17 protein-coding genes are annotated in these 20,171 nt (G+C 65.2%); 11 read left to right on the top strand and 6 right to left on the bottom strand.

Features of this window, described 5'->3' with window-relative positions:
• Nucleotides 1–137 precede the first annotated feature (137 nt).
• Together polA and J2R78_RS20080 are read left to right on the top strand one after the other, a co-directional pair.
• Nucleotides 138–3,176 (top strand): DNA polymerase I, encoded by a 3,039-nt coding sequence (gene polA, locus J2R78_RS20085; RefSeq protein WP_253606375.1) that lies wholly within the window; start codon nt 138–140, stop codon nt 3,174–3,176.
• 299 nt (nt 3,177–3,475) lie between these two features.
• The gene (locus J2R78_RS20080) at nt 3,476–4,111 is read left to right on the top strand and encodes a LysE family translocator (RefSeq protein WP_253606374.1); all 636 of its coding nucleotides are present in this window, start codon (nt 3,476–3,478) and stop codon (nt 4,109–4,111) included.
• Between the two features lie 148 nt (nt 4,112–4,259).
• Here the strand turns inward: J2R78_RS20080 and J2R78_RS20075 are convergent, their stop codons facing one another.
• Nucleotides 4,260–4,886 carry a glutathione S-transferase family protein gene (locus tag J2R78_RS20075; RefSeq protein ID WP_253606373.1) on the bottom strand — a complete coding sequence of 209 codons (627 nt, stop codon included), beginning with the start codon at nt 4,884–4,886 and terminating at the stop codon, nt 4,260–4,262.
• Between the two features lie 214 nt (nt 4,887–5,100).
• Here J2R78_RS20075 and pyrE point away from each other — a divergent pair, with 214 nt between their 5' ends.
• Together pyrE and J2R78_RS20065 are read left to right on the top strand one after the other, a co-directional pair.
• The gene (pyrE, locus tag J2R78_RS20070; RefSeq protein WP_057019495.1) at nt 5,101–5,664 is read left to right on the top strand and encodes an orotate phosphoribosyltransferase; all 564 of its coding nucleotides are present in this window, start codon (nt 5,101–5,103) and stop codon (nt 5,662–5,664) included.
• Between the two features lie 336 nt (nt 5,665–6,000).
• Nucleotides 6,001–6,816: a DUF2865 domain-containing protein gene (locus tag J2R78_RS20065; protein WP_253609868.1), complete on the top strand. Its 816-nt coding sequence runs from the start codon at nt 6,001–6,003 to the stop codon at nt 6,814–6,816.
• A gap of 107 nt (nt 6,817–6,923) precedes the next feature.
• On the opposite strand, the gene J2R78_RS20060 is transcribed toward J2R78_RS20065, so the two are convergent.
• The gene (locus J2R78_RS20060) at nt 6,924–7,355 is read right to left on the bottom strand and encodes a hypothetical protein (protein ID WP_016843277.1); all 432 of its coding nucleotides are present in this window, start codon (nt 7,353–7,355) and stop codon (nt 6,924–6,926) included.
• 193 nt (nt 7,356–7,548) lie between these two features.
• On the opposite strand from J2R78_RS20060, the gene J2R78_RS20055 reads away from it, so the two are divergent.
• A complete protein-coding gene (locus tag J2R78_RS20055) occupies nt 7,549–7,704 on the top strand; it encodes an RNA polymerase sigma factor region1.1 domain-containing protein (RefSeq protein ID WP_253606372.1) in 156 nt (51 codons plus the stop codon).
• A gap of 299 nt (nt 7,705–8,003) precedes the next feature.
• Here the strand turns inward: J2R78_RS20055 and J2R78_RS20050 are convergent, their stop codons facing one another.
• A complete protein-coding gene (locus J2R78_RS20050) occupies nt 8,004–8,237 on the bottom strand; it encodes a hypothetical protein (protein WP_253606371.1) in 234 nt (77 codons plus the stop codon).
• A 294-nt stretch (nt 8,238–8,531) separates the two neighbouring features.
• Here J2R78_RS20050 and J2R78_RS20045 point away from each other — a divergent pair, with 294 nt between their 5' ends.
• From J2R78_RS20045 to rocF, 3 genes are all read left to right on the top strand, one after another.
• Nucleotides 8,532–11,051: a glycogen/starch/alpha-glucan phosphorylase gene (locus J2R78_RS20045; protein ID WP_375167128.1), complete on the top strand. Its 2,520-nt coding sequence runs from the start codon at nt 8,532–8,534 to the stop codon at nt 11,049–11,051.
• A 135-nt stretch (nt 11,052–11,186) separates the two neighbouring features.
• Nucleotides 11,187–12,008, top strand: a complete 822-nt coding sequence (locus J2R78_RS20040; RefSeq protein ID WP_253606368.1) for an acyl-CoA thioesterase II — start codon at nt 11,187–11,189, stop codon at nt 12,006–12,008.
• A gap of 102 nt (nt 12,009–12,110) precedes the next feature.
• A complete protein-coding gene (rocF, locus tag J2R78_RS20035; RefSeq protein WP_076831116.1) occupies nt 12,111–13,088 on the top strand; it encodes an arginase in 978 nt (325 codons plus the stop codon).
• A gap of 342 nt (nt 13,089–13,430) precedes the next feature.
• On the opposite strand, the gene J2R78_RS20030 is transcribed toward rocF, so the two are convergent.
• From J2R78_RS20030 to J2R78_RS20020, 3 genes are all read right to left on the bottom strand, one after another.
• The gene (locus J2R78_RS20030) at nt 13,431–15,047 is read right to left on the bottom strand and encodes a phosphoenolpyruvate carboxykinase (protein WP_253606366.1); all 1,617 of its coding nucleotides are present in this window, start codon (nt 15,045–15,047) and stop codon (nt 13,431–13,433) included.
• A gap of 556 nt (nt 15,048–15,603) precedes the next feature.
• Nucleotides 15,604–15,885 carry a hypothetical protein gene (locus tag J2R78_RS20025; protein ID WP_253606364.1) on the bottom strand — a complete coding sequence of 94 codons (282 nt, stop codon included), beginning with the start codon at nt 15,883–15,885 and terminating at the stop codon, nt 15,604–15,606.
• Between the two features lie 53 nt (nt 15,886–15,938).
• Nucleotides 15,939–16,673, bottom strand: a complete 735-nt coding sequence (locus J2R78_RS20020; protein WP_253606362.1) for a HugZ family protein — start codon at nt 16,671–16,673, stop codon at nt 15,939–15,941.
• A gap of 241 nt (nt 16,674–16,914) precedes the next feature.
• Between J2R78_RS20020 and J2R78_RS20015 the strand changes: the two genes are divergently transcribed.
• The 3 genes from J2R78_RS20015 to J2R78_RS20005 all read left to right on the top strand — a co-directional run bounded on the left by J2R78_RS20015 (nt 16,915) and on the right by J2R78_RS20005 (nt 19,972).
• Complete coding sequence (locus tag J2R78_RS20015; RefSeq protein WP_016843287.1) at nt 16,915–17,616, top strand: response regulator transcription factor; 702 nt, start codon at nt 16,915–16,917, stop codon at nt 17,614–17,616.
• Between the two features lie 110 nt (nt 17,617–17,726).
• The gene (locus J2R78_RS20010; protein WP_309145006.1) at nt 17,727–19,535 is read left to right on the top strand and encodes a sensor histidine kinase; all 1,809 of its coding nucleotides are present in this window, start codon (nt 17,727–17,729) and stop codon (nt 19,533–19,535) included.
• A complete protein-coding gene (locus tag J2R78_RS20005; protein ID WP_225163650.1) occupies nt 19,532–19,972 on the top strand; it encodes an HPr kinase/phosphorylase in 441 nt (146 codons plus the stop codon). Before J2R78_RS20010 ends, J2R78_RS20005 begins: the two co-directional genes overlap by 4 nt.
• The last annotated feature ends 199 nt before the right edge of the window (nt 19,973–20,171 follow it).

Genomic DNA, 20,171 nt, shown 5'->3' with positions numbered 1-20,171 from the left:
GCTCGCTGCGCTCGCACCTCAGGATGACGGGACTACGCCCTGCATCATCCTCGAATTTATCGATTTGGCTGTGCGACACACCCAGAATCCACACAGCAAAGGCTGTCAATCCGCGCAAAAATCCCTAAGTTTCGGCCATGCCGAAAACAGCCTCCAAAGCCCCCGCCAAGCCCGCATCGAAGACCGACCCCAAGCCCGTCGCCGCCAAGGCCACGGCGAAGGGCGACCATGTCTTCCTGGTCGACGGCTCGTCCTACATCTTCCGCGCCTACCACGCGCTGCCGCCGCTGAACCGCAAATCCGACGGGCTGCAGGTCAACGCCGTGCTCGGCTTCTGCAACATGCTGTGGAAGCTGCTCCGCGACATGCCCGAGGACAACCGGCCGACGCATCTGGCGATCGTGTTCGACAAGTCGGAGATCACGTTCCGCAACAAGCTCTACCCCGACTACAAGGCTCACCGGCCGCCGGCGCCCGACGATTTGATCCCGCAATTCGCGCTGATCCGCGAGGCGGTGCGCGCCTTCGAACTGCCCTGCCTCGAGCAGGTCGGCTTCGAGGCCGATGATCTGATCGCGACCTATGCGCGGCTCGCCAGCGAGCGCGGCGCGACCACGACGATCGTGTCATCGGACAAGGATCTGATGCAACTCGTCAACGACAAGGTCGTGATGTACGACACGATGAAGGATCGCCGCATCGGCCGCGACGAGGTGATCGAGAAATTCGGCGTGCCGCCGGAGAAGGTGGTCGAGGTGCAGGCGCTGGCCGGCGACTCCACCGACAACGTGCCCGGCGTGCCCGGCATCGGCGTCAAGACCGCCGCGCAGCTGATCATCGAATATGGCGATCTCGATCAGCTGCTGTTCCGTGCCGGCGAGATCAAGCAGCCGAAGCGGCGCGAGGCGCTGCTCGAGAACGCCGAGAAGGCGCGGATCTCGCGCCAGCTCGTGCTGCTCGACGACAAGGTCGAGCTCGAAGTGCCGCTCGACGACCTCGCCGTGAACGAGCCCGACTCGCGCCGGCTGATCGCCTTCCTCAAGGCGATGGAGTTCACCACCCTCACCCGGCGCGTCGCCGACTACGCGCAGATCGACCCGGCCAATGTCGATGCCGATCCCGGCAACAAGAGCGGCGCGAGCGTGTTCTCGCCATTGCCGCCGTCGGATGTGACGCCTGTGCCCGGAGACGATCCGACATCGGCCGCGGCGCCGCTGCCGAAAGCCAAGCCGACCGGCGCGCGCGACGACAAGAATTCGAACCGCAAGGGCACGCCGGCAGCGCTGGCCGAGGCCCGCGGCGAGGCGATCCGGAAAATTGGCTTCGACCGCAAGGCGTATCAGGCAATCGGCAGCCTCGATCAGCTCCACGCCTTCATCGCCCGCGTGCCCGACACCGGCTATGTCGCGATCGAGGCGATGTCGGAATCGATCGACCCGATGCAGGGCGAGCTCGCGGGCCTTGCGCTGGCGCTGGCGCCAAATGATGCGTGTTACGTCCCGCTCGGCCACCGGCAGGCCGGCGGCGGCGCGGGCCTGTTCGATGCCGGCCTCGCACCGGGCCAGATCAAGACCGCCGAGGCGCTGGCGGCGCTGAGGCCGCTGCTGGAGTCCGTTGGAATCCAGAAGGTCGGCTTCAACGTCAAGTTCACCTCGGTGATGCTGGCGCAGCACGGAATCACCCTGCGCAACATCGACGATGCGCAGCTCATGAGCTACGCGCTCGATGCCGGCCGCGGCTCGCATGCGCTGGAGGCGCTCGCCGAGCGCTGGTTCGGCCACGCCGTCGTCAATTACGGCGGCCTCGTCGGCAGCGGCAAGGGCAAGCTGACCTTCGATCAGGTCACGATCGACAAGGCCAGCGAATATGCGGCCGAAAGTGCCGACGTGATCCTGCGGCTGTGGCGGGTGCTGAAGCCGCGTCTCGTCGCCGAGCGGATGACGACGGTGTACGAGACGCTGGAGCGGCCGCTGGTCTCGGTGCTGGCGCGGATGGAGCGCCGCGGCATCTCGATCGATCGCCAGGTGCTGTCGCGGCTGTCGGGCGATTTCGCCCAGACCGCTGCGCGCGTCGAGGCCGAGATCCAGGAGATCGCCGGCGAGCCGGTCAATGTCGGCAGCCCGAAGCAGATCGGCGACATCATCTTCGGCAAGATGGGATTGCCCGGCGGCAGCAAGACCAAGACCGGCGCGTGGTCGACCACCGCGCAGGTGCTCGACGAGCTCGCCGAGCAAGGCCACGAATTCCCGAAGAAGATCCTGGAGTGGCGCCAGGTCTCGAAGCTGAAATCGACCTACACCGACGCGCTGCCGACCTATGTCAATCCGCAGACCCATCGCGTCCACACCACCTACGCGCTGGCCGCGACCACCACGGGCCGGCTGTCGTCGAACGAGCCGAACCTGCAGAACATCCCTGTTCGTACCGAGGACGGCCGCAAGATCCGCCGCGCGTTCATCGCGACGCCGGGCCACAAGCTGGTGTCGGCCGACTATTCCCAGATCGAGTTGCGGCTGCTCGCCGAGATCGCCGACGTGCCGGTGCTGCGCCAGGCCTTCCGCGACGGGCTCGACATTCACGCCATGACCGCTTCCGAAATGTTCGGCGTGCCGATCAAGGATATGCCGAGCGAGGTGCGCCGCCGCGCCAAGGCGATCAATTTCGGCATCATCTACGGCATCTCGGCGTTCGGCCTCGCCAACCAGCTCGGCATCGCGCGCGAGGAGGCCTCGGCCTACATCAAGAAATACTTCGAGCGCTTCCCGGGCATCCGCGCCTATATGGACGAGACCAAGGATTTCTGCCGCCGCAACGGCTATGTGACGACGCTGTTCGGGCGCAAGTGCTACTACCCCGACATCAAGGCCTCCAACGCCTCGGTGCGCGCCTTCAACGAGCGCGCCGCGATCAATGCGCGGCTGCAGGGCACCGCGGCCGACATCATCCGCCGCGCCATGATCCGCGTCGAGGACGCGCTCACCGAGAAAAAACTCTCGGCGCAGATGCTGCTCCAGGTGCATGACGAACTGATCTTCGAGGTGCCCGACGACGAGGTCGCGGCGACGCTGCCGGTGGTGCAGAAGGTGATGCAGGACGCGCCTTTCCCGGCGGTGATCCTGTCGCTGCCGCTGCAGGTCGACGCCCGCGCCGCGAACAATTGGGACGAGGCGCATTAGAATCCGCCTCGCCCCGCTTGCGGGGAGAGGTCGGATCGCTCTTGCGATCCGGGTGAGGGGGGACAGGTCTCACCTCGGTCCTTGCACGTTGAGAGAACCCCTCACCCCCAACCCTCTCAGAGCGAGCTTCGCTCGTCTCGACCCCGCATCCGCCTTCGCCCGAAGGCGGGCTTCGGCGGACAAGAGAGCGGGGCGAGGGAGCGCACCACCGCCCCGCCACATTGCTCCGAGAGCAATTCCGCGATGGCCGCGCGGCGGACGGCACGCTAGAAGCGTGCGCATCCCTCGCGAGACCCGTCATGCCCCACACATCCGCTTTGCTCGGCTTTGCGCTCATCTGCCTTGGCATGGTGCTGACGCCGGGGCCGAACATGATCTACCTGATCTCGCGCTCGATCACGCAGGGGCCCGCGGCGGGCATCGTCTCGCTCGGCGGCGTGGCGCTCGGCTTCGTGTTCTACATGCTGTGCGCGGCATTCGGCATCACCGCATTGCTGTTTGCGATTCCCTACGCCGATGACGCGCTGCGCTTTGCCGGCTCGGGCTATCTGCTCTGGCTGGCGTGGCAGGCATTGAAGCCCGGCGGCCGCTCGCCGTTCCAGGTCAAGGCGCTGAAGGTCGACGGCCCGCGCAAGCTGTTCGCGATGGGCTTCGTCACCAATCTGCTGAACCCGAAGATCGCGATGCTTTATCTGGCGCTGCTGCCGCAGTTCATCGATCCCGCCGGCGGCAGCGTGCTGACGCAGTCACTCGCGCTCGGCTCGATCCAGATCGTGATCAGCGTCAGCGTCAACGCGATGATCGCGCTCGCCGCCGGCTCGATCGCGGTGTTTCTCGGCACTCGCCCGACCTGGCTCCTGGTGCAGCGCTGGCTGATGGGCACGGTGCTCGCAGGGCTGGCGATGAAGATGGCGCTCGAGGCGCGGCGGGCCTAGCTTTCTTCACCTCGCCCCGCTCTTGCGGGGAGAGGTCGGCGCGTAGCGCCGGGTGAGGGGCGCATCCGCAAATTCAATTCCCACCGTTATCGGGGAGATAGCCCCTCACCCCACCCCTCTCCCCGCAAGGGCGGGGCGAGGGAGAAGATCAATCCAGCTTCGCCTCCATGCCCCGCTTCGTCGCCGGGCGAGCCATCAGCGTCTCGTACCAGCGCTTGACGTTGGGGAAGTCTGATAGCTCGACCTTGTGGCGCGGATGGCGCCAGGCCCAGCCGAGGATGGCGAAATCGGCGACCGAGAGATCGCCGGCGACGAATTCGCGCCCCTGAAGCCGGCGGTCGAGCACGCCGTAGAGCCGCCGCGTCTCGCCCATGTAGCGCTTCAGGCCGTAGGCGCGGTCCTGCTCGTTCTCCAGCGCGATGAAATGGTGCACCTGGCCCGGCATCGGGCCGAAGCCGCCCATCTGCCACATCAGCCACTCATAGACCGGGATTCGCTCGGAGAGCGGCTTCGGCAGGAACTTGCCGGTCTTCTCGCCGAGATAGAGCAGGATCGCGCCGGACTCGAAAATGCTGACCGGCTTGCCGCCCGGCCCATCCGGATCGACGATCGCGGGGATCTTGTTGTTCGGACTGATCGCGAGGAAGGCGGGCGCCATCTGCTCGCCCTTGCTGATGTTCACCGGGATCACCTGGTAGGGCAGCCCCATTTCCTCCAGCGCCACCGAGATCTTGCGGCCGTTGGGGGTGTTCCAGGTGTGCAGCTCGATGGTCATTTCCGTTTCCCGTGCAAGTGTTTGGGCAAGTGTTCGGCCGAGTGTTTGGCGCCTGCTTACGGGGAACGGAACGGCCGCACAACCGCGCTTTGCGGAAAGCACGCCCGCGGAAATCGCGGCTTGGGCACTGTTGACGGCCCGATTTCCACGCTGGAATGTGCCGGTAAGCGTGGATAGATTGCCGCCCGCCTCAAACCCTCAAGGGAAAAAGTCTTTGTCCAAATCAGCCTCCCGCGCCCGCCTCGCCGAGATCATCCGCAAGCGCTCGTTCGGCCGCGGCGAGATCACGCTGGCGTCGGGCCGCAAGAGCGACTTCTATTTCAACCTGAAGCCGACGATGCTCGATCCCGAGGGCGCGGCGCTGCTCGCCGAGCTCACCTATGAAGCGCTGAAGGACGACAAGCTTGATTTCGTCGGCGGGCTCGAGATGGGCGCGGTGCCGCTCGCCGGCGCCATCGCGCAACTGTCCTGGCTGAAGGGCCACCCGATCGCGGCGTTCTTCGTGCGCAAGAAGCCGAAGGAGCACGGCGCGAAGCTGTCCGTCGAAGGGCTGGCGAAGGGCGAGAGCCTTGCGGGCAAGCGCATCGTCATCGTCGAGGACGTCACCACGACGGGCGGCTCGGCGCTGAAGGCGGTGGAAGCCGTGCGCGAGGCCGGCGGCGAGATCGCCCTGGTCTTCACCATGGTCGACCGCGAGGAAGGCGCCACCGAGACGTTCGCCGAAGCCGGGCTCCAATTCCGCGCGCTGTACAAGGCGGGCGAGTTCCTGAAGGACTGACGGTCTCTCTTCTCCCTCGCCCCGTTCTTACCGGGGCCTCTCTCCGCGCTTGCAATTGTCGAGAGACCTGGACCCCCTCACCCGGATCGCATCTTACGATGCGACATAGCCGAAGCCTTGCTTCGGCGTTCTTGAGGACGGCCGCCGAAGGCGGCCTATGCCTCTCCCCGCAAGCGGGGCGAGGTAAGCGAGATTCGCTTTCCTGTGACGCAGTCACGCTCAATCAATCGCTCGTTTACCATCACGCCTTAAGGTGAAGCCGCCGGGGCAGCTTGTCGCCGCGGCGTGGCGCGTCGGGTGGAGTTGGCGTTGCGTACAGAGTTGAGTGATCGGCGCATGCGGCGCCGCGTGATGCTTGCCGCCGCGGCCTTTGCGGGTTCCATCCTGGTGGTGCCCGCGCCTGTGTCGGCCGAAGGGCTGTTCGACTTCTTCTTCGGCGGTTCCCAGAAGCAGCAGAGCCGGCAGGCGCCGCCGCAAGCCAATTTCTTCGCCGACCCGTTCGGCCTCAACCAGCAGGCTGAACGGCAGCCGTCCGCCCCCATCTCGGCGCCGCGCGTGGCCGGTTCCGGACCGGCGTATTGCGTGCGCAGCTGCGACGGCAAATATTTTCCGCTGACGATGCGCGGCAACGCCACGCCGGCGCAGCTTTGCCAGGCCTTCTGTCCGGCGAGCGCGACCAAGGTCTATTACGGCAGCCATATCGACAGCGCCGCATCGACCGCCGGCGAACGCTACGCCGACAGCGAGAACGCCTTCGCCTATCGCAAGGCGTTGCGCGCCGACTGCACCTGCAACGGCCGCGACCCGGCGGGGCTCGCGCCGGTCGACCTCGCGCTCGATGCCTCGCTGCGCGCCGGCGACGTGATCGCGACCACCGACGGCCTCGTCGCCTACACCGGCATCCGCGTCGGCAACGAGCAGTCGTTCGACTTCACGCCGGTCGCCTCCTATCCCGGACTGACTTCGGCGGTCCGCGCGCGGCTCGGCGAAATGAAGGTCGCCCCCGTCAGCGCCGAGATCGCGGGCGACGCACCACTGCCGGAAACCAGAAGCGATGTCGCGCCGTCGCCGCCGTCGCCGCCGTCGCCGCCGTCGTCTGTTGCGCCGAAAGGCAACGCCGCAAAGCCGGCAAGGCGCGCCGAAGTGAACTGACGGGCGTCAGCCCGTCATTCCGGGATGGTGCGTAAGCACCAGACCCGGAATCTCGAGATTCCGGGTTCGATGCTTCGCATCGCCCCGGAATGACATCGCGACAACTATCAGCGCGCCACGATCACGCCGATCACGTTCGGCGCGGCCATGTATTTCTCCTCGATCGCGGCCCGAGCGGCCGCGCGGTTCTCCGGATTGAGGATGCCGCGCTTCTCGGCGAGGATCATCCAGCAATAGCCCCACCAGTCCGTCAGCATGCCGTGGTCGTCGACGAGATCATAACCCTGCTCGCCGGCGAAGATCCGCGCATGCGCTTCATCGAGCGAATCGAGCCAGGCGTGATCCTCGTCCGAGAACAGTTCGTCGCTGAAATCATCCGTGGTGTAGCCCCAGATCGACATGCAGACCGCGTTGAACTCGCGATCGAGCTGGTCGTCGTCGATCGGCTGGCGGCGCGAGGCCTGGTGCAGCCGCGACAGCGACCGCGCGAAATCGGCAATCCGGGTCAGGGCGAATTGATCGAAGGCGATGGTGGACATGTAGTCCTCGCAGAGACTGAAAGACCATAGATATTGTGTCGGCGCAGCCGCCGAATCACAATGATATATCAAAGACTTGCTAAAGTGTTCTTAATTCGTTCCGCGCCTGATCCGAAGACGTGGAGACTTTCGCCAATTGGTAGGGGCACCAATTTTGGAGAGCTGAGGAATGAGACTACGAGATGCGATCCGGATGGCAGTAGAGCTTGGCCGCTCGACGGGAGCCATCACATTCGACCAATTCAACGACCTGCTGCCGCAAACGACGACAACGCCCGAAGACGTCGAGGCGGTCATGGAGGCTCTGAGCGACGAGGGAATAAACCTCATCGAGAACGACCAATCTTGACCCATCTAGAGCAGTGAGAAGCTGCAGAAGCGTTGCGGGCCCCGGCCTTCGCCGGGGCGACGAATTGCGGTGACTGCCCTCGCCTCATGAGAAAGCTGACACACAGCCCCCCAAAAGCAATTCGGGCCGCTGACCAGGTCAGCGGCCCGTTGAAAATGGCTTCGGAATGAAATGCGTCGGAGCTGAAAAACGTGCCCGCCCCACGGGCGACAGCTGTGTTTGTAAAGGCTCCGTTAAGGCTTGGAAATCCGTATCACCACGGTGTCCCGATCGAGCGTGAAAGCGCGTTGCGCGGCTGCTCAATTCATCGCCGAGAGCAGCTTGTCGCCGCAGGCATTCGCGAAGAACTTGCCGCCGCATTGCCGCTTGATGGCGGCACAGCGCGCGGCGGCCGATGCGTTCTGCGCCACGCTGAAGCCGCAACTCAGGCCGTCGGCGCTGCGGCCCGGTTTGCCCGCCGCATCGGCTGCGCTGGTCGCCGTGATGCACACCACGAGCAACGCCGCGGCCGCGATCTCGATCAAGAGTCTCATCACGCATCCTCCGGTCAATTTTCGCGAAATCCCGGCTTCTGCAGCGCCATCGTAGCACCCATGACCGCTGGTCCGGAAGGTTCCCGAAGCGGCCCGGTCCTTGCATAAAATCACGGCAGCGCTGTGTATGGCATCGTCCCTGACGGTTTCGATTGCCATGCAAGGCGGGTATCATTGCGCTGGAGCGTGATCGGAAGGCCGCGGAACCGGGATTTCCGGGGGAACCATGCTCGACCAATGAGATGAGGACATGATGCGGGTCGTCGCGTCGTGTTCCGGTTTGAACGGCAGGGATTGGGCGCGTTGCAGGAACAGACAAACTACCCGGCATTGAACCAGCCGATCGACGAGCTGGCGCTGACCGAGATCAAGAGCGCGATCCTGGCCAAGCTCCGGCTTGCAATCGGCAAGGACGCCACCGTTGCGACCAGGCGCGACTGGTACAAGGCCGCGGCGCTGGCGCTGCGCGACCGCATCGTGCACCACTGGCTGACGGCCGAGAAGCAGAGCTACGACGCCGGCGCCAAGCGCGTCTACTATCTCTCGCTCGAGTTCCTGATCGGCCGCCTGTTCACCGACGCGCTGAACAATATGGGACTGCTGCCGCTGTTCGAGGCGGCGCTCGGCGACCTCGGCGTCGATCTCTCGGACCTGCGCAAATGCGAGCCGGATGCGGCGCTCGGCAATGGCGGCCTCGGCCGGCTTGCGGCCTGCTTCATGGAGAGCATGGCGACGCTGGCGATCCCCGCGACCGGCTACGGCATCCGCTACGATTTCGGTCTGTTCCGCCAGATCATGAACCATGGCTGGCAGCAGGAATATCCCGACGAGTGGCTCGCCTTCGGCAACCCCTGGGAATTCCAGCGGCCGGAGGTGGTCTACAACGTCCACTTCGGCGGCAATGTCGAGCATGTCGACGACCGCGGCCGCGACCGCGCCACCTGGCACCCGGCGGAAACCGTCGAGGCCATGGCCTACGACACGCCGATCGTCGGCTGGCGCGGCCAGCACGTCAACGCGCTTCGCCTGTGGTCGGCGCATGCACCCGATCCGCTCGAGCTCGACGTCTTCAACACCGGCGACTACGTCTCGGCCAGCGCCGAGCAGGCGCGCGCGGAAGCAATCTGCAAATTCCTCTATCCGAACGACGAGAGCGCGGCAGGCCGCGAGCTCCGGCTGCGCCAGGAATATTTCTTCGTCTCGGCCTCGTTGCAGGATCTCGTCAAGCGGCATCTCGCCTCCGACGGCGGCCTGCGCAACCTTGCGCAGAAGGCGGCCGTGCAGCTCAACGATACCCATCCGAGCCTTGCGGTCACCGAGTTGATGCGCATCCTGGTCGACCTGCACAATTTCCGCTGGGACGAGGCCTGGAAGATCACGGTCGCGACCCTGTCCTACACCAACCACACGCTGCTGCCGGAGGCGCTCGAGACCTGGCCGGTCGAACTGTTCGAGCGGCTGCTGCCGCGGCATCTCGAGATCATCTACCGCATCAATGTGGCCCATCTCGCGCTCGCCGAGGAACGCTTCCCCGGCGACATCGAATATCGCGCCTCGGTCTCGCTGATCGACGAGCGCAGCGGCCGCCGCGTGCGGATGGGCCAGCTCGCCTTCGTCGGCTCGCACCGCATCAACGGCGTCTCCGCGATGCATTCCGACCTGATGAAGGAGACCGTGTTCCACGACCTGCATCATCTCTATCCGTCACGCATCACCAACAAGACCAACGGCATCACCTTCCGCCGCTGGCTGATGCTGGCCAACCCGCGGCTGACCGCGCTGCTGCGCGAAACCTGCGGCGAGGCCGTGCTCGACGACTTCTCGCTGCTCGAGCGCCTCGAGACCCATTCGAGCGACCTGGAATTCCAGAAGCGCTTCCGCGACGTCAAGCATCACAACAAGCTGGCGCTGGCGCGGTTGATCCGCGAGCGCAACGGCATCCAGGTCGATCCCTCGGCGCTGTTCGACGTGCAGATCAAGCGCATCCACGAATACAAGCGGCAGCTGCTCAACATCCTGGAGACGATCGCGCTGTATCACGCGATGAAGGACGATCCGCGGCGCGACTGGGTGCCGCGCGTGAAAATCTTCGCCGGCAAGGCGGCGGCGAGCTACCGCTACGCCAAGCTGATCATCAAGCTGATCAACGACGTCGCCGAGGTCGTCAACAACGACGCTTCGCTCCGCGGCAGGCTGAAGGTCGCCTTTCTCGCCGACTACAATGTCAGCCTCGCCGAGGTGATCATTCCGGCCGCCGATCTCTCCGAGCAGATCTCGACCGCCGGCATGGAGGCCTCCGGCACCGGCAACATGAAGCTCGCGCTGAACGGCGCACTGACGATCGGCACGCTCGACGGCGCCAATATCGAGATCCGCGACAATGTCGGCGAGGAGAACATCGCGATCTTCGGCCTCGAGGCCGGCGACGTCATGGTCCGCCGCAAGCAGGGATTGGACGCCAGCGACGCGATCCGCAAATCGCCACGGCTGGAGCGCGCGATCCGCGCCATCGAGAGCGGCGAGTTCTCGCCCGGCGATCCCGCACGCTTCGCCTCGATCGGGCACGCGCTGCGCTACCTCGACCACTACATGGTCTCGGCCGATTTCGATTCCTACTACGACGCGCAGCGCGGCATCGACGCCCGCTGGATGGTGGCGCCGGCCTGGACCCGCGCCTCGATCCTCAACGTCGCGCGTATGGCCTGGTTCTCCTCCGACCGCACCATCCGCGAATATGCCGAGGACATCTGGCACGTGCCGGTGCATCCGGGCGCCTCGCCGCAGCTCGGCAACCAGCGCGAGGCGAAGGGATAATCCCGGGACGCGGAAATCGATTACGCCCGACGTCATTGAAATCAGCGCAATTGCTCGCGATATTGCATGACGAACGTCATTGCTCGTCATTGCGTGTGGCGATACGGAAGCGCCAGTCGATATTGAAAGATCTGCATGCTCACCAAGACCCCGCACCTTTTCGATGAAGCAACCGCCGTGACCGCCGGCGACAGCCGCTGGCAGGGACGGACCAGCCCGGATTACTGGGCGTTCGTCGGCCCGTTCGGCGGCTGCACCGCCGCGACCATCCTGCGCGCGCTGATGCAGCACCCGCAGCGCGCGGGCGATCCGCTGGCGCTGACGGTCAACTACTGCGCGCCGGTCGCCGAGGGCGCGTTCGACCTCGATGTCCGCCTGGTCAAGGCCAACCGCTCGAGCCAGCACTGGTCGGTCGAGATGACGCAGGGCGGCGGCGAGGTCGCGACGCTGGCAACCGCCGTGTTCGCCGAGCGCCGCCCGTCCTGGTCGCACCAACCGGCCGGGTTTCCGGGCGCCGTGCCGTTCGACGAGCTGCGGTCCTTTCCGAAGCTCAAGATGACCTGGGCCAACCAGTACGATTTCCGTTTCGCCGAGGGCGAGCCGAAGTTCGCCGGCGGCGGCGGCGCGAAACAGCCGTCGAGCCCGTATTCAAAGCTCTGGATCGCCGACCGTGTGCCGCGCAAGCTCGATGCGCTGTCGCTGATGTCGATGTCGGACGCGTTCTTCGGCCGCGTCTTCCACGCAAGGCACGAGCTGGTGCCGTTCGGCACCGTGTCGCTGACGACCTATTTCCACGCCGACGCGGCCGACCTGGATGCGGAGGATACCACCCGCGTGCTCGCCACCGCGGACGCCAAGATCTTCCACAAGAGCTACGGCGACCAGCACGGCGAATTGTGGTCGCCGTCCGGCCGGCTGCTCGCGACCACGACGCAGATCGCTTATTTCAAGGCGTAGCCAAATATCCACATTGGTCTGTTACGACCGCATTGCCTATTTCAAGGGTTGAGGGAACATTGGCACGTCGCTTCTGTTCCACACCTTTGGGAGCACTGCTGCATGTCCGAAGCCGACACTTCAAAGCCCTCGCGCATCGCCCTGCTTGGCGTTCCCATCGAGATCGGTGCATCGCAGGCCGGCCCGCTGATGGGACCGGATGCGCTGCGCACCGCGGGCATCGCGCGCCTGCTCGAGCAGCTCGACTTCCAGGTCGATGATCACGGCAACCTTGCGATCCCCGCCGTGGTCGCCGACGGCCCGGTGCCGGCCAACACCAGGTTCTATGACGAGGTGAAGACCTGGACCCGCGCGCTCTCCGAGCGCGCCTATTGGCTGGCGCATTCCGGCGCGATCCCGATCTTCATGGGCGGCGATCACTCGCTGTCGATGGGGTCGATCAACGGCGTCGCGCGCTACTGGCAGGAAAAGGGCCGGCCGCTGTTTGCGTTGTGGGTCGACGCGCATGCTGACTACAACACGCCGGCCACCACCATCACCGGCAACATGCACGGCATGTCGGCCGCGTTCCTGTGCGGCGAGCCCGGTCTCGACGATCTGCTCGGCGGACTGCCGCGCGCCTCGATCCCGCCCGATCAGCTCGACCTGATCGGCACGCGCTCGGTCGATCCGCTGGAGCGCAAGCTGCTGCGGCAGCGTAATGTGTCGATCGCGGACATGCGCCAGATCGACGAGTTCGGCGTCGCCGTGCTCACGCGCCGCGTCATCGAACGCGTCAGGGCGAAGAACGGCGTGCTGCATGTCTCGTTCGATGTCGACTTCCTCGATCCGGCGGTGGCGCCCGGCGTCGGCACCACGGTGCCCGGCGGCGCGACCTATCGGGAAGCCCATCTCATCATGGAGCTGCTGCACGATTCCGGGCTGGTGCGCTCGCTCGACATCGTCGAGCTCAATCCCTTCCTCGACGAGCGCGGCCGCACCGCGCGCGTCGCGGTCGAATTGATCGGCAGCCTGTTCGGCCTGCAGATCACCGACCGGCAGACGCCGAGCAACGCGGTGCTGCCGGAGATGGGGGAGTAGTGGAGCGTGCTCTACTCTAACCCGTCATCCTGAGGAGCGCGAAGCGCGTCTCGAAGGATGGACGGCCGCAGGCGGGCCGTCGACCCTTCGAGACGGCCGCTGCGCGGCCTCCTCAGGGTGACGGATCGAAAAGTGCGCGCTCCGCCCCGTCCCGTCATCCTGAGGTGCGAGCGGAGCGAGCCTCGAAGGATGCACGGCCCGGCCGTGGCCGTCGACGTTTCGAGACGCGCGCGATGCGCTCCTCAGGGTGACGGAATTAGCAGTCGCGCGCGCTCGCCAGACATCAAAACAAAAAGGCGGCCCTCGTGGCCGCCTTTTCAAATCGCGTATCGCTTGCGCGGCTTACTCCGCCGCCAGCTTCACTTCCGGCGCGGCGGCGCGGACTTCGGCGTCGACCTGCGCTTCGAACTTGGCGAAGTTCTTCTGGAACATGCCGACCAGCGCCCGCGCGGTCTTGTCGAACTCGACCTTGTCGGCCCAGGTCTTGATCGGATCGAGGATGTGCGGCTCGACGCCGGGCAGCGAGGTCGGCACCGCGAAGCCGAAATACTTGTCGGTGCGGAAGTCGGCGTTGCGGAGCGAGCCGTTCAGCGCCGCGGTGAGCAGCGCGCGGGTCACCTTGATCGGCATGCGGCGGCCGGTGCCGTACTTGCCGCCGGTCCAGCCGGTGTTGACCAGCCAGCAATCGACATTGTGCTTGGCGATCAGCTCGCGCAGCATGTTGCCGTAGACCGACGGATCGCGCGGCAGGAACGGCGAACCGAAGCAGGTGGAGAATTCCGGCTGCGGCTCGTTGCCGAGGCCGCGCTCGGTGCCTGCGACCTTCGCGGTGTAGCCGGACAGGAAGTGATACATCGCCTGCGCTGGCGTCAGCTTGGCGATCGGCGGCATCACGCCGAAGGCGTCGGCCGCGAGCATTACGACGTTCTTCGGATGCGGCGCGCAGCCGGTGCGCGAAGCGTTCGGGATGAAATCGAGCGGATAGGCCGAGCGAGTGTTCTCGGTCTTCGAGCCGTCGTCGAAATCGGGCACGCGATCATTGGCGCCGAGCACGACGTTTTCCAGCACCGCGCCGAAGCGCTTGCTGGCGGCGTAGATTTCCGGCTCGGCTTCGCCCGACAGCTTGATGCACTTGGCGTAGCAGCCGCCTTCGAAATTGAAGACGCCGTCCTCGCTCCAGCCATGCTCGTCATCGCCGATCAGCGTGCGCTTGGGATCGGCCGAGAGCGTGGTCTTGCCGGTGCCGGACAGGCCGAAGAAGATCGCGGTGTCGCCGTCGGAGCCGACATTGGCCGAGCAGTGCATCGGCATCACGCCCTTCTCGGGCAGGTAATAGTTCAGCGTGGTGAACACGCTCTTCTTCATCTCGCCGGCATATTGCGAGCCGCCGATCAGGACGATCTTGCGGGCGAAATCGATCGCGACGACGTTCTCCGACTTGCAGCCGTGGCGCTTCGGATCGGCGCGGAAGCTCGGCAGGTCGATGATCGTCAGTTCGGGCACGAAGCTCGCGAGCTCAGATGTTTCGGGACGAATGAGCAGCGTGCGGATGAACAGCGAGTGCCAGGCAAGCTCGGTGAAGACGCGGGTCTTGACGCGATGCTTCGGATCGGCGCCGCCGTAAAGATCCTGCGCGAACAGCGTCATGCCTTCGGCATGCTTGAGGAAGTCGGCATGGAGCGTGGCGAACTGCTCCGAGGTGATCGACTGGTTGCCGGCCCACCACATGTTCTTGTCGGTGAGATCGTCGCGGACCGTGAACTTGTCCTTCGGACTGCGCCCGGTGAACACACCGGTGTCCGCGCAAAGCGCGCCATCGGCCGACAGCACCGCTTCGCCGTTACGCAGCGAATGCTCGTAAAGCTGAGGTGCGCCATAATTCCAATGCACGCCCTTGAGATTTTTTAAGCCGAATTTGTCGGCGCCGAAGGCACCGTTATGTACGCCCGTCTCTTGCACGAAGAACCTCCTCGAACCCGCGTATCCTTGTTCGCGCGAATGTCGCCAATCGCGCCCCGCCGCGGTGACCGTGATCAGAATATAGCCTCTCGGCTTCGGTCCGGCGACCTAATAGTGGGGATCGCCAAGCTTGCCAAGCCAATCGAACGGCTTTTGGCTGATTCCAAGGCAGGCCCATCATCTGGCGCAAATACCGCAGCGCGAAACCCTTTCGTCTTGCTTTCGTTTTCTCGTTGTTTTGCCGGCAGTCGGGCGACGTTTCATCGCCTTTCCCGCCGCGCACGGAGCTTTGCGATGCACAAAAAGTGCCAGCCGGCGGGCGGCGCGTTCGCCGATCGAGGCGGACGGCGCGGAGAATGCCGGGTATGCATTTCGCGCTGAGGATGTATCGTTGAGATGAGCCGCCGCGCGTTGACGCAGCGCTGCAGAGCCGAGCATGACCATCGTGTTGCACGCGGCACCACCTGATCGGCATTGAGCTGCAAGTGAGAAGCTGCTGATGAGCAGTTTCGATTGCGCTCAACACGCCTTCGTCGAAGCCCGATTGGTACAACGCTCAACTGCGGTGAACGTTCCGCAACGCGTAGCGTTCGGCGGCGAGGCGATCGCTGACCCCGCGATCGATGACCCCGCGATCGATGATAACGCAATCAGCGTGGTCGCACGCGCGCGTCATCGCGGTCGACATCGCGATCCGGCTGATTTTCGGATGCAGCCGCGCCAGACATTCTTGCATGCAGATCGAGCCAACGGGCGATGACACGACACGCCCGTGCGAAATGATCGCGCTGTCAAATCCGGACCGCGCAATCGCGCCGCCGCAGCCATGCGACACCATGCCTCGCCACGGCCGCAGCGCCGCCGTGCGGACAGGTCTTTCTCCTATCCTTGCTATCCGTTGGCGCGCGCCTCGCCGGCGAGCCGCACCAGCATCTTGCGCAGCTCGGTGCCGGTGGTGACGCGCTCAGGGAAATCCAGCCGCAGCGTGTCGCGGCCGGCCTGCATGTCCATGCCATCCGGATCGCAGCCGGTGCAGAGCCATTCGGCACTTTCCGCACCGAGCAACCGCGTCGCGTAAAGATTCATGGCCTCACGGTGATCCCCGTTCATATGCGCCACCGCGCCGGGCTCGGCTTCGAGCAGCGCCTCGGCTCCGCCGAGATCGGTCAGGAATTGCGCGGGTTTGAGGTCCACGATGCGGCCGAACCCGGCGACCAGATGGGCACCGCTTGGCTTGATCCGAAAGAACGAGAAATCCTTAAATTCCACAAAGGCTTCCGCTGACGGATGGGCAGCGAGATAGCGCCTTCGGACGAGCTCCCGCCCGGCCTCCCCGACCTCTTCCGCCTTGCCCGCCAGCATGATCCGGGCGCCCTCCAGCGGATCGCCCTCGGCGCGCTCGTCCAGCATCAGCGACACCCGGCTGTCGGCCAGGATGTTCTTGGTATGCAGCGCCAGCCGGGAAATCAGCAGGATCGGCGAGCCGTCGGGATGGCTGGCCAGATTGACCAGCGAGCAATAGGGATCGCCGGTGCCGGCCATCAACGTGGCGAGGGCGCCCTGGCGGCTGCGGCGGAGCAGCGAGCGGGCAAGGTGGGCAGGATCGAAGTCGGCGGTCGGTTGCATGGGCCTATCGGGTCATTTTATGGACGAATCGGGCGGGTTCCCTATGAAAAAAGGGCCTTTTCTCATGGTCTAAGGGTGCTATATGGGGACCCATCGCGTGGGTCGCAGAAGCGGATTTTTGCGGAACTCGGTCACACTTCAGCCCAGCTTGCATTGCTCGTTGACCGCGTTCGAAGCCCAATTCTACGGCGCGTCGCCAGAGTGCCCGCCGTCTAAGCCACTCTCATTGTGAAAGCAGCACATGCCCACAATCGCCCTGGTCGACGACGACCGCAACATTCTCACTTCGGTTTCGATCGCGCTCGAAGCCGAAGGCTATCGCATCATGACCTACACGGACGGTGCGTCGGCGCTGGATGGGTTTCGCACGTCGCCGCCCGATCTCGCGATCCTCGATATCAAGATGCCGCGCATGGACGGCATGGAAACGCTGCGCCGGCTGCGCCAGAAGTCCGACCTGCCGGTGATCTTCCTCACCTCGAAGGATGAGGAGATCGACGAATTGTTCGGCCTGAAAATGGGCGCCGACGATTTCATCCGCAAGCCGTTCTCGCAGCGCCTGCTGGTCGAACGGGTCAAGGCCGTACTCCGCCGCGGTCAGCCGAAGGATCCGACCGCCGCGCCGAAGGAGCCGGACGCCCGCGCGCTGGACCGCGGCCTGCTGCGGATGGATCCGGAGCGCCACACCTGCACCTGGAAGAACGAGCCGGTGACCCTCACCGTGACCGAATTCCTGATCCTGCAGGCGCTCGCCACCCGCCCCGGCGTCGTGAAGAGCCGCAATGCGCTGATGGACGCGGCCTATGACGACCAGGTCTATGTCGACGACCGCACCATCGACAGCCACATCAAGCGGCTGCGCAAGAAGTTCAAGGTGGTCGACGACGACTTCGAGATGATCGAGACGCTGTACGGCGTCGGCTATCGCTTCAAGGAAGCCTGATCTGCGCTTCCCGGGCGGCTTGTTAACTGACAGGCTCCGCACGGCTGGGGTAAGCTCGGGCGAACGATTGCTTCGCGGGACGACATCCATACCAACCGGCAGCTTTGCCAGTGCTTGATCGAACGCAGCTCGAGCAAGGCCTGAATACCGAGGACGCGTCACAGCTCCTCGATCAGGACGCCGTTGCCGAAGACGTCGCGCAGGACAAGGGCTGGCGCCGTCCGCTCGGCTGGCTGCGCCGCGCCGGTCAGTTCTTCTTCGCGCTGTCGTTCTCGAGCCTGACGCGCCGCATCGTCTCGCTCAACCTTGCCGGCCTCGTCGCGCTGGTCGCCAGCATCCTCTATCTCTCGCAATTCCGTGCCGGCCTGATCGAGGCCCGCACCCAGAGCCTCCTGGTCTATGCCGAGATCATCTCGGAGGCGATCGCGGCCTCGGCCACCGTCGAAGGCAATACCGTCACGATCGATCCCGATCGGCTGCTCGACCTCAAGCCCGGCGAAAGTTATGGCCAGCCGGATGAATCGGCGGATTTCCCGATCAATCCCGAGCGGGTCGCGCCGGTCCTGCGCCGCCTGATCGCGCCGACCAAGACGCGGGCCCGCATCTTCGACCGCGATGGCGGCCTGATCCTCGACAGCCGCAATCTGTTCGCGCGCGGCGACGTGCTGCGCATGGAGCTGCCGCCGCCGTCGGAGAAGCCGTCGCTCTACGAGAAGACCAAGGCGACAATCAAGACCTGGCTCAACCGCGGCGACCTGCCGATCTATCGCGAACTCGGTCCCGAAGGCGGCAAGGGTTATTCCGAAGTCGCGCAATCGCTCGAGGGCATGAAGGGCAGCGCCGTGCGCGTCACCGAGCGCGGCGCGATCATCGTGTCGGTTGCCGTCCCGGTGCAGCATTTCCGCGCCGTGCGCGGCGCGTTGATGCTGACCACCCAGGGCGACGACATCGACCAGCTGGTGATGTCCGAGCGCCTCGCCATCCTCAAGATCGGCGGCGTCGCCTCCGCCGTCATGATCATGCTGTCGCTGTTGCTGGCGAGCACGATCGCGGGCCCGGTGCGGCGGCTCGCCGACGGCGCCGAGCGCGTCCGTCACCGCATCCAGACCCGCGTCGAGATTCCCGACTTCACCGGGCGCCGCGACGAGATCGGCCATCTCTCCGGCGCGCTGCGCGACATGACCAACGCGCTGTACAGCCGCATCGAGGCGATCGAGATGTTCGCCGCCGACGTCGCCCATGAGCTGAAGAATCCGCTGACCTCGCTGCGCTCCGCGGTCGAGACGCTGCCTTTGGCGCGCAACGACAACAGCCGCGCGCGGCTGCTCGCCGTGATCGAGCATGACGTCAGGCGGCTCGACCGCCTGATCTCCGACATCTCCGACGCCAGCCGGCTCGATGCCGAATTGCAGCGCCAGGACATGGCGCCGGTCGATCTGCGGCGGCTGCTGACGACGCTGACCGGCGTCGCCAACGAGACCAGGCTCGGCCACGACGTCGCCGTCGAAGCCCGCTTCGAGGGCCGCGGACCGACCGATACGCTGTCGGTGCCCGGCCATGATTCACGGCTCGGCCAGGTGATCTCGAACCTGCTGTCGAACGCGCAATCATTCTCCAAGCCGGGCGACAAGGTGCGCATCGTCTGCCGCCGCAGCCGCGGCGAGGTCGAGATCGTGGTCGACGATGACGGGCCCGGCATCGGCGAGGACGCGCTGGAGCGGATCTTCGAGCGCTTCTACACCGACCGGCCGCATCAGGGGTTTGGCCAGAACTCCGGCCTTGGGCTTTCGATCTCCAAGCAGATCATCGAAGCACATGGCGGACGCATCTGGGCTGAGAACCGCGCTGGCCCTGCGGACGCAGACGGCAAACCCACCATCGCCGGCGCACGCTTCGTGGTCAGGCTGCCGACACTATGAGCGACAATTCAAGCGTGCACGCATCCGCCGTTCTGGTCGGCGAGCGTGCGGTGCTGATCCGCGGCCCGTCGGGCGCCGGCAAGTCGCGTCTCGCCTTCGACCTGATTCTCGCCGGGCGCACCGGAGCGCTTCCGCCGGCCATTTTGGTGGGGGATGACCGTGTCCATCTCGACACAGCCGGCGAACAATTGTGGGTTCGTCCGGTCCAGCAATTGGCTGGCCTGATCGAGATCCGAGGCCTCGGAATCCGCCATTGTCCGTTCGCAAGTGAAGCCGTGGTCGGCTTGATCGTCGACCTCGCCGCTGACGACGCCGAGCGGCTGCCGCCGCCGGAGACGCTCACGATTCGCCTTAATGGTGTTTTGTTACCGCGAATTCCCGTCGGCACTGGCTTCCAACCCCTGCCGCTGGTTGTCGCCGCGCTGACGACAACCTGAAAGTTCATGTTCCCGTAATCTTGCGGCCAATTGTGGGAAGGGAATTGGTAACCATATCACATCCACTATCGCGTCGGATTTTGCCGGCGCAGCCTCCCCTCTCTACCGCCAGGAACCGGGAGACTAGCCAAGATGCCCTCTTGCGCAGGGCCTCTGGATGGTCAAAGTGGCGCGTTCGTGCGGTGCACCAAAGGGCGCC

Source organism: Bradyrhizobium sp. USDA 4538, from assembly GCF_024171045.1.
Lineage (GTDB): Bacteria > Pseudomonadota > Alphaproteobacteria > Rhizobiales > Xanthobacteraceae > Bradyrhizobium > Bradyrhizobium australafricanum.
The sequence above is the reverse complement of the archived record's forward strand: the minus strand, read 5'-3'. Positions and strand labels throughout refer to the sequence as shown.

What these genes read in the sequence shown, in the direction of transcription:
- J2R78_RS20080 (WP_253606374.1), top strand. Translation starts at nt 3,476, where the DNA reads ATGCCCCACACATCCGCTTTGCTCGGCTTTGCGCTCATCTGCCTTGGC.
- J2R78_RS20040 (WP_253606368.1), top strand. Translation starts at nt 11,187, where the DNA reads ATGCTCACCAAGACCCCGCACCTTTTCGATGAAGCAACCGCCGTGACC.
- J2R78_RS20025 (WP_253606364.1), bottom strand. Translation starts at nt 15,885, where the DNA reads ATGGTGTCGCATGGCTGCGGCGGCGCGATTGCGCGGTCCGGATTTGAC.
- J2R78_RS20005 (WP_225163650.1), top strand. Translation starts at nt 19,532, where the DNA reads ATGAGCGACAATTCAAGCGTGCACGCATCCGCCGTTCTGGTCGGCGAG.
- J2R78_RS20060 (WP_016843277.1), bottom strand. Translation starts at nt 7,355, where the DNA reads ATGTCCACCATCGCCTTCGATCAATTCGCCCTGACCCGGATTGCCGAT.
- J2R78_RS20020 (WP_253606362.1), bottom strand. Translation starts at nt 16,673, where the DNA reads ATGCAACCGACCGCCGACTTCGATCCTGCCCACCTTGCCCGCTCGCTG.
- J2R78_RS20055 (WP_253606372.1), top strand. Translation starts at nt 7,549, where the DNA reads ATGGCAGTAGAGCTTGGCCGCTCGACGGGAGCCATCACATTCGACCAA.
- J2R78_RS20015 (WP_016843287.1), top strand. Translation starts at nt 16,915, where the DNA reads ATGCCCACAATCGCCCTGGTCGACGACGACCGCAACATTCTCACTTCG.
- J2R78_RS20065 (WP_253609868.1), top strand. Translation starts at nt 6,001, where the DNA reads ATGCGGCGCCGCGTGATGCTTGCCGCCGCGGCCTTTGCGGGTTCCATC.
- rocF (WP_076831116.1), top strand. Translation starts at nt 12,111, where the DNA reads ATGTCCGAAGCCGACACTTCAAAGCCCTCGCGCATCGCCCTGCTTGGC.
- polA (WP_253606375.1), top strand. Translation starts at nt 138, where the DNA reads ATGCCGAAAACAGCCTCCAAAGCCCCCGCCAAGCCCGCATCGAAGACC.
- J2R78_RS20075 (WP_253606373.1), bottom strand. Translation starts at nt 4,886, where the DNA reads ATGACCATCGAGCTGCACACCTGGAACACCCCCAACGGCCGCAAGATC.
- J2R78_RS20050 (WP_253606371.1), bottom strand. Translation starts at nt 8,237, where the DNA reads ATGAGACTCTTGATCGAGATCGCGGCCGCGGCGTTGCTCGTGGTGTGC.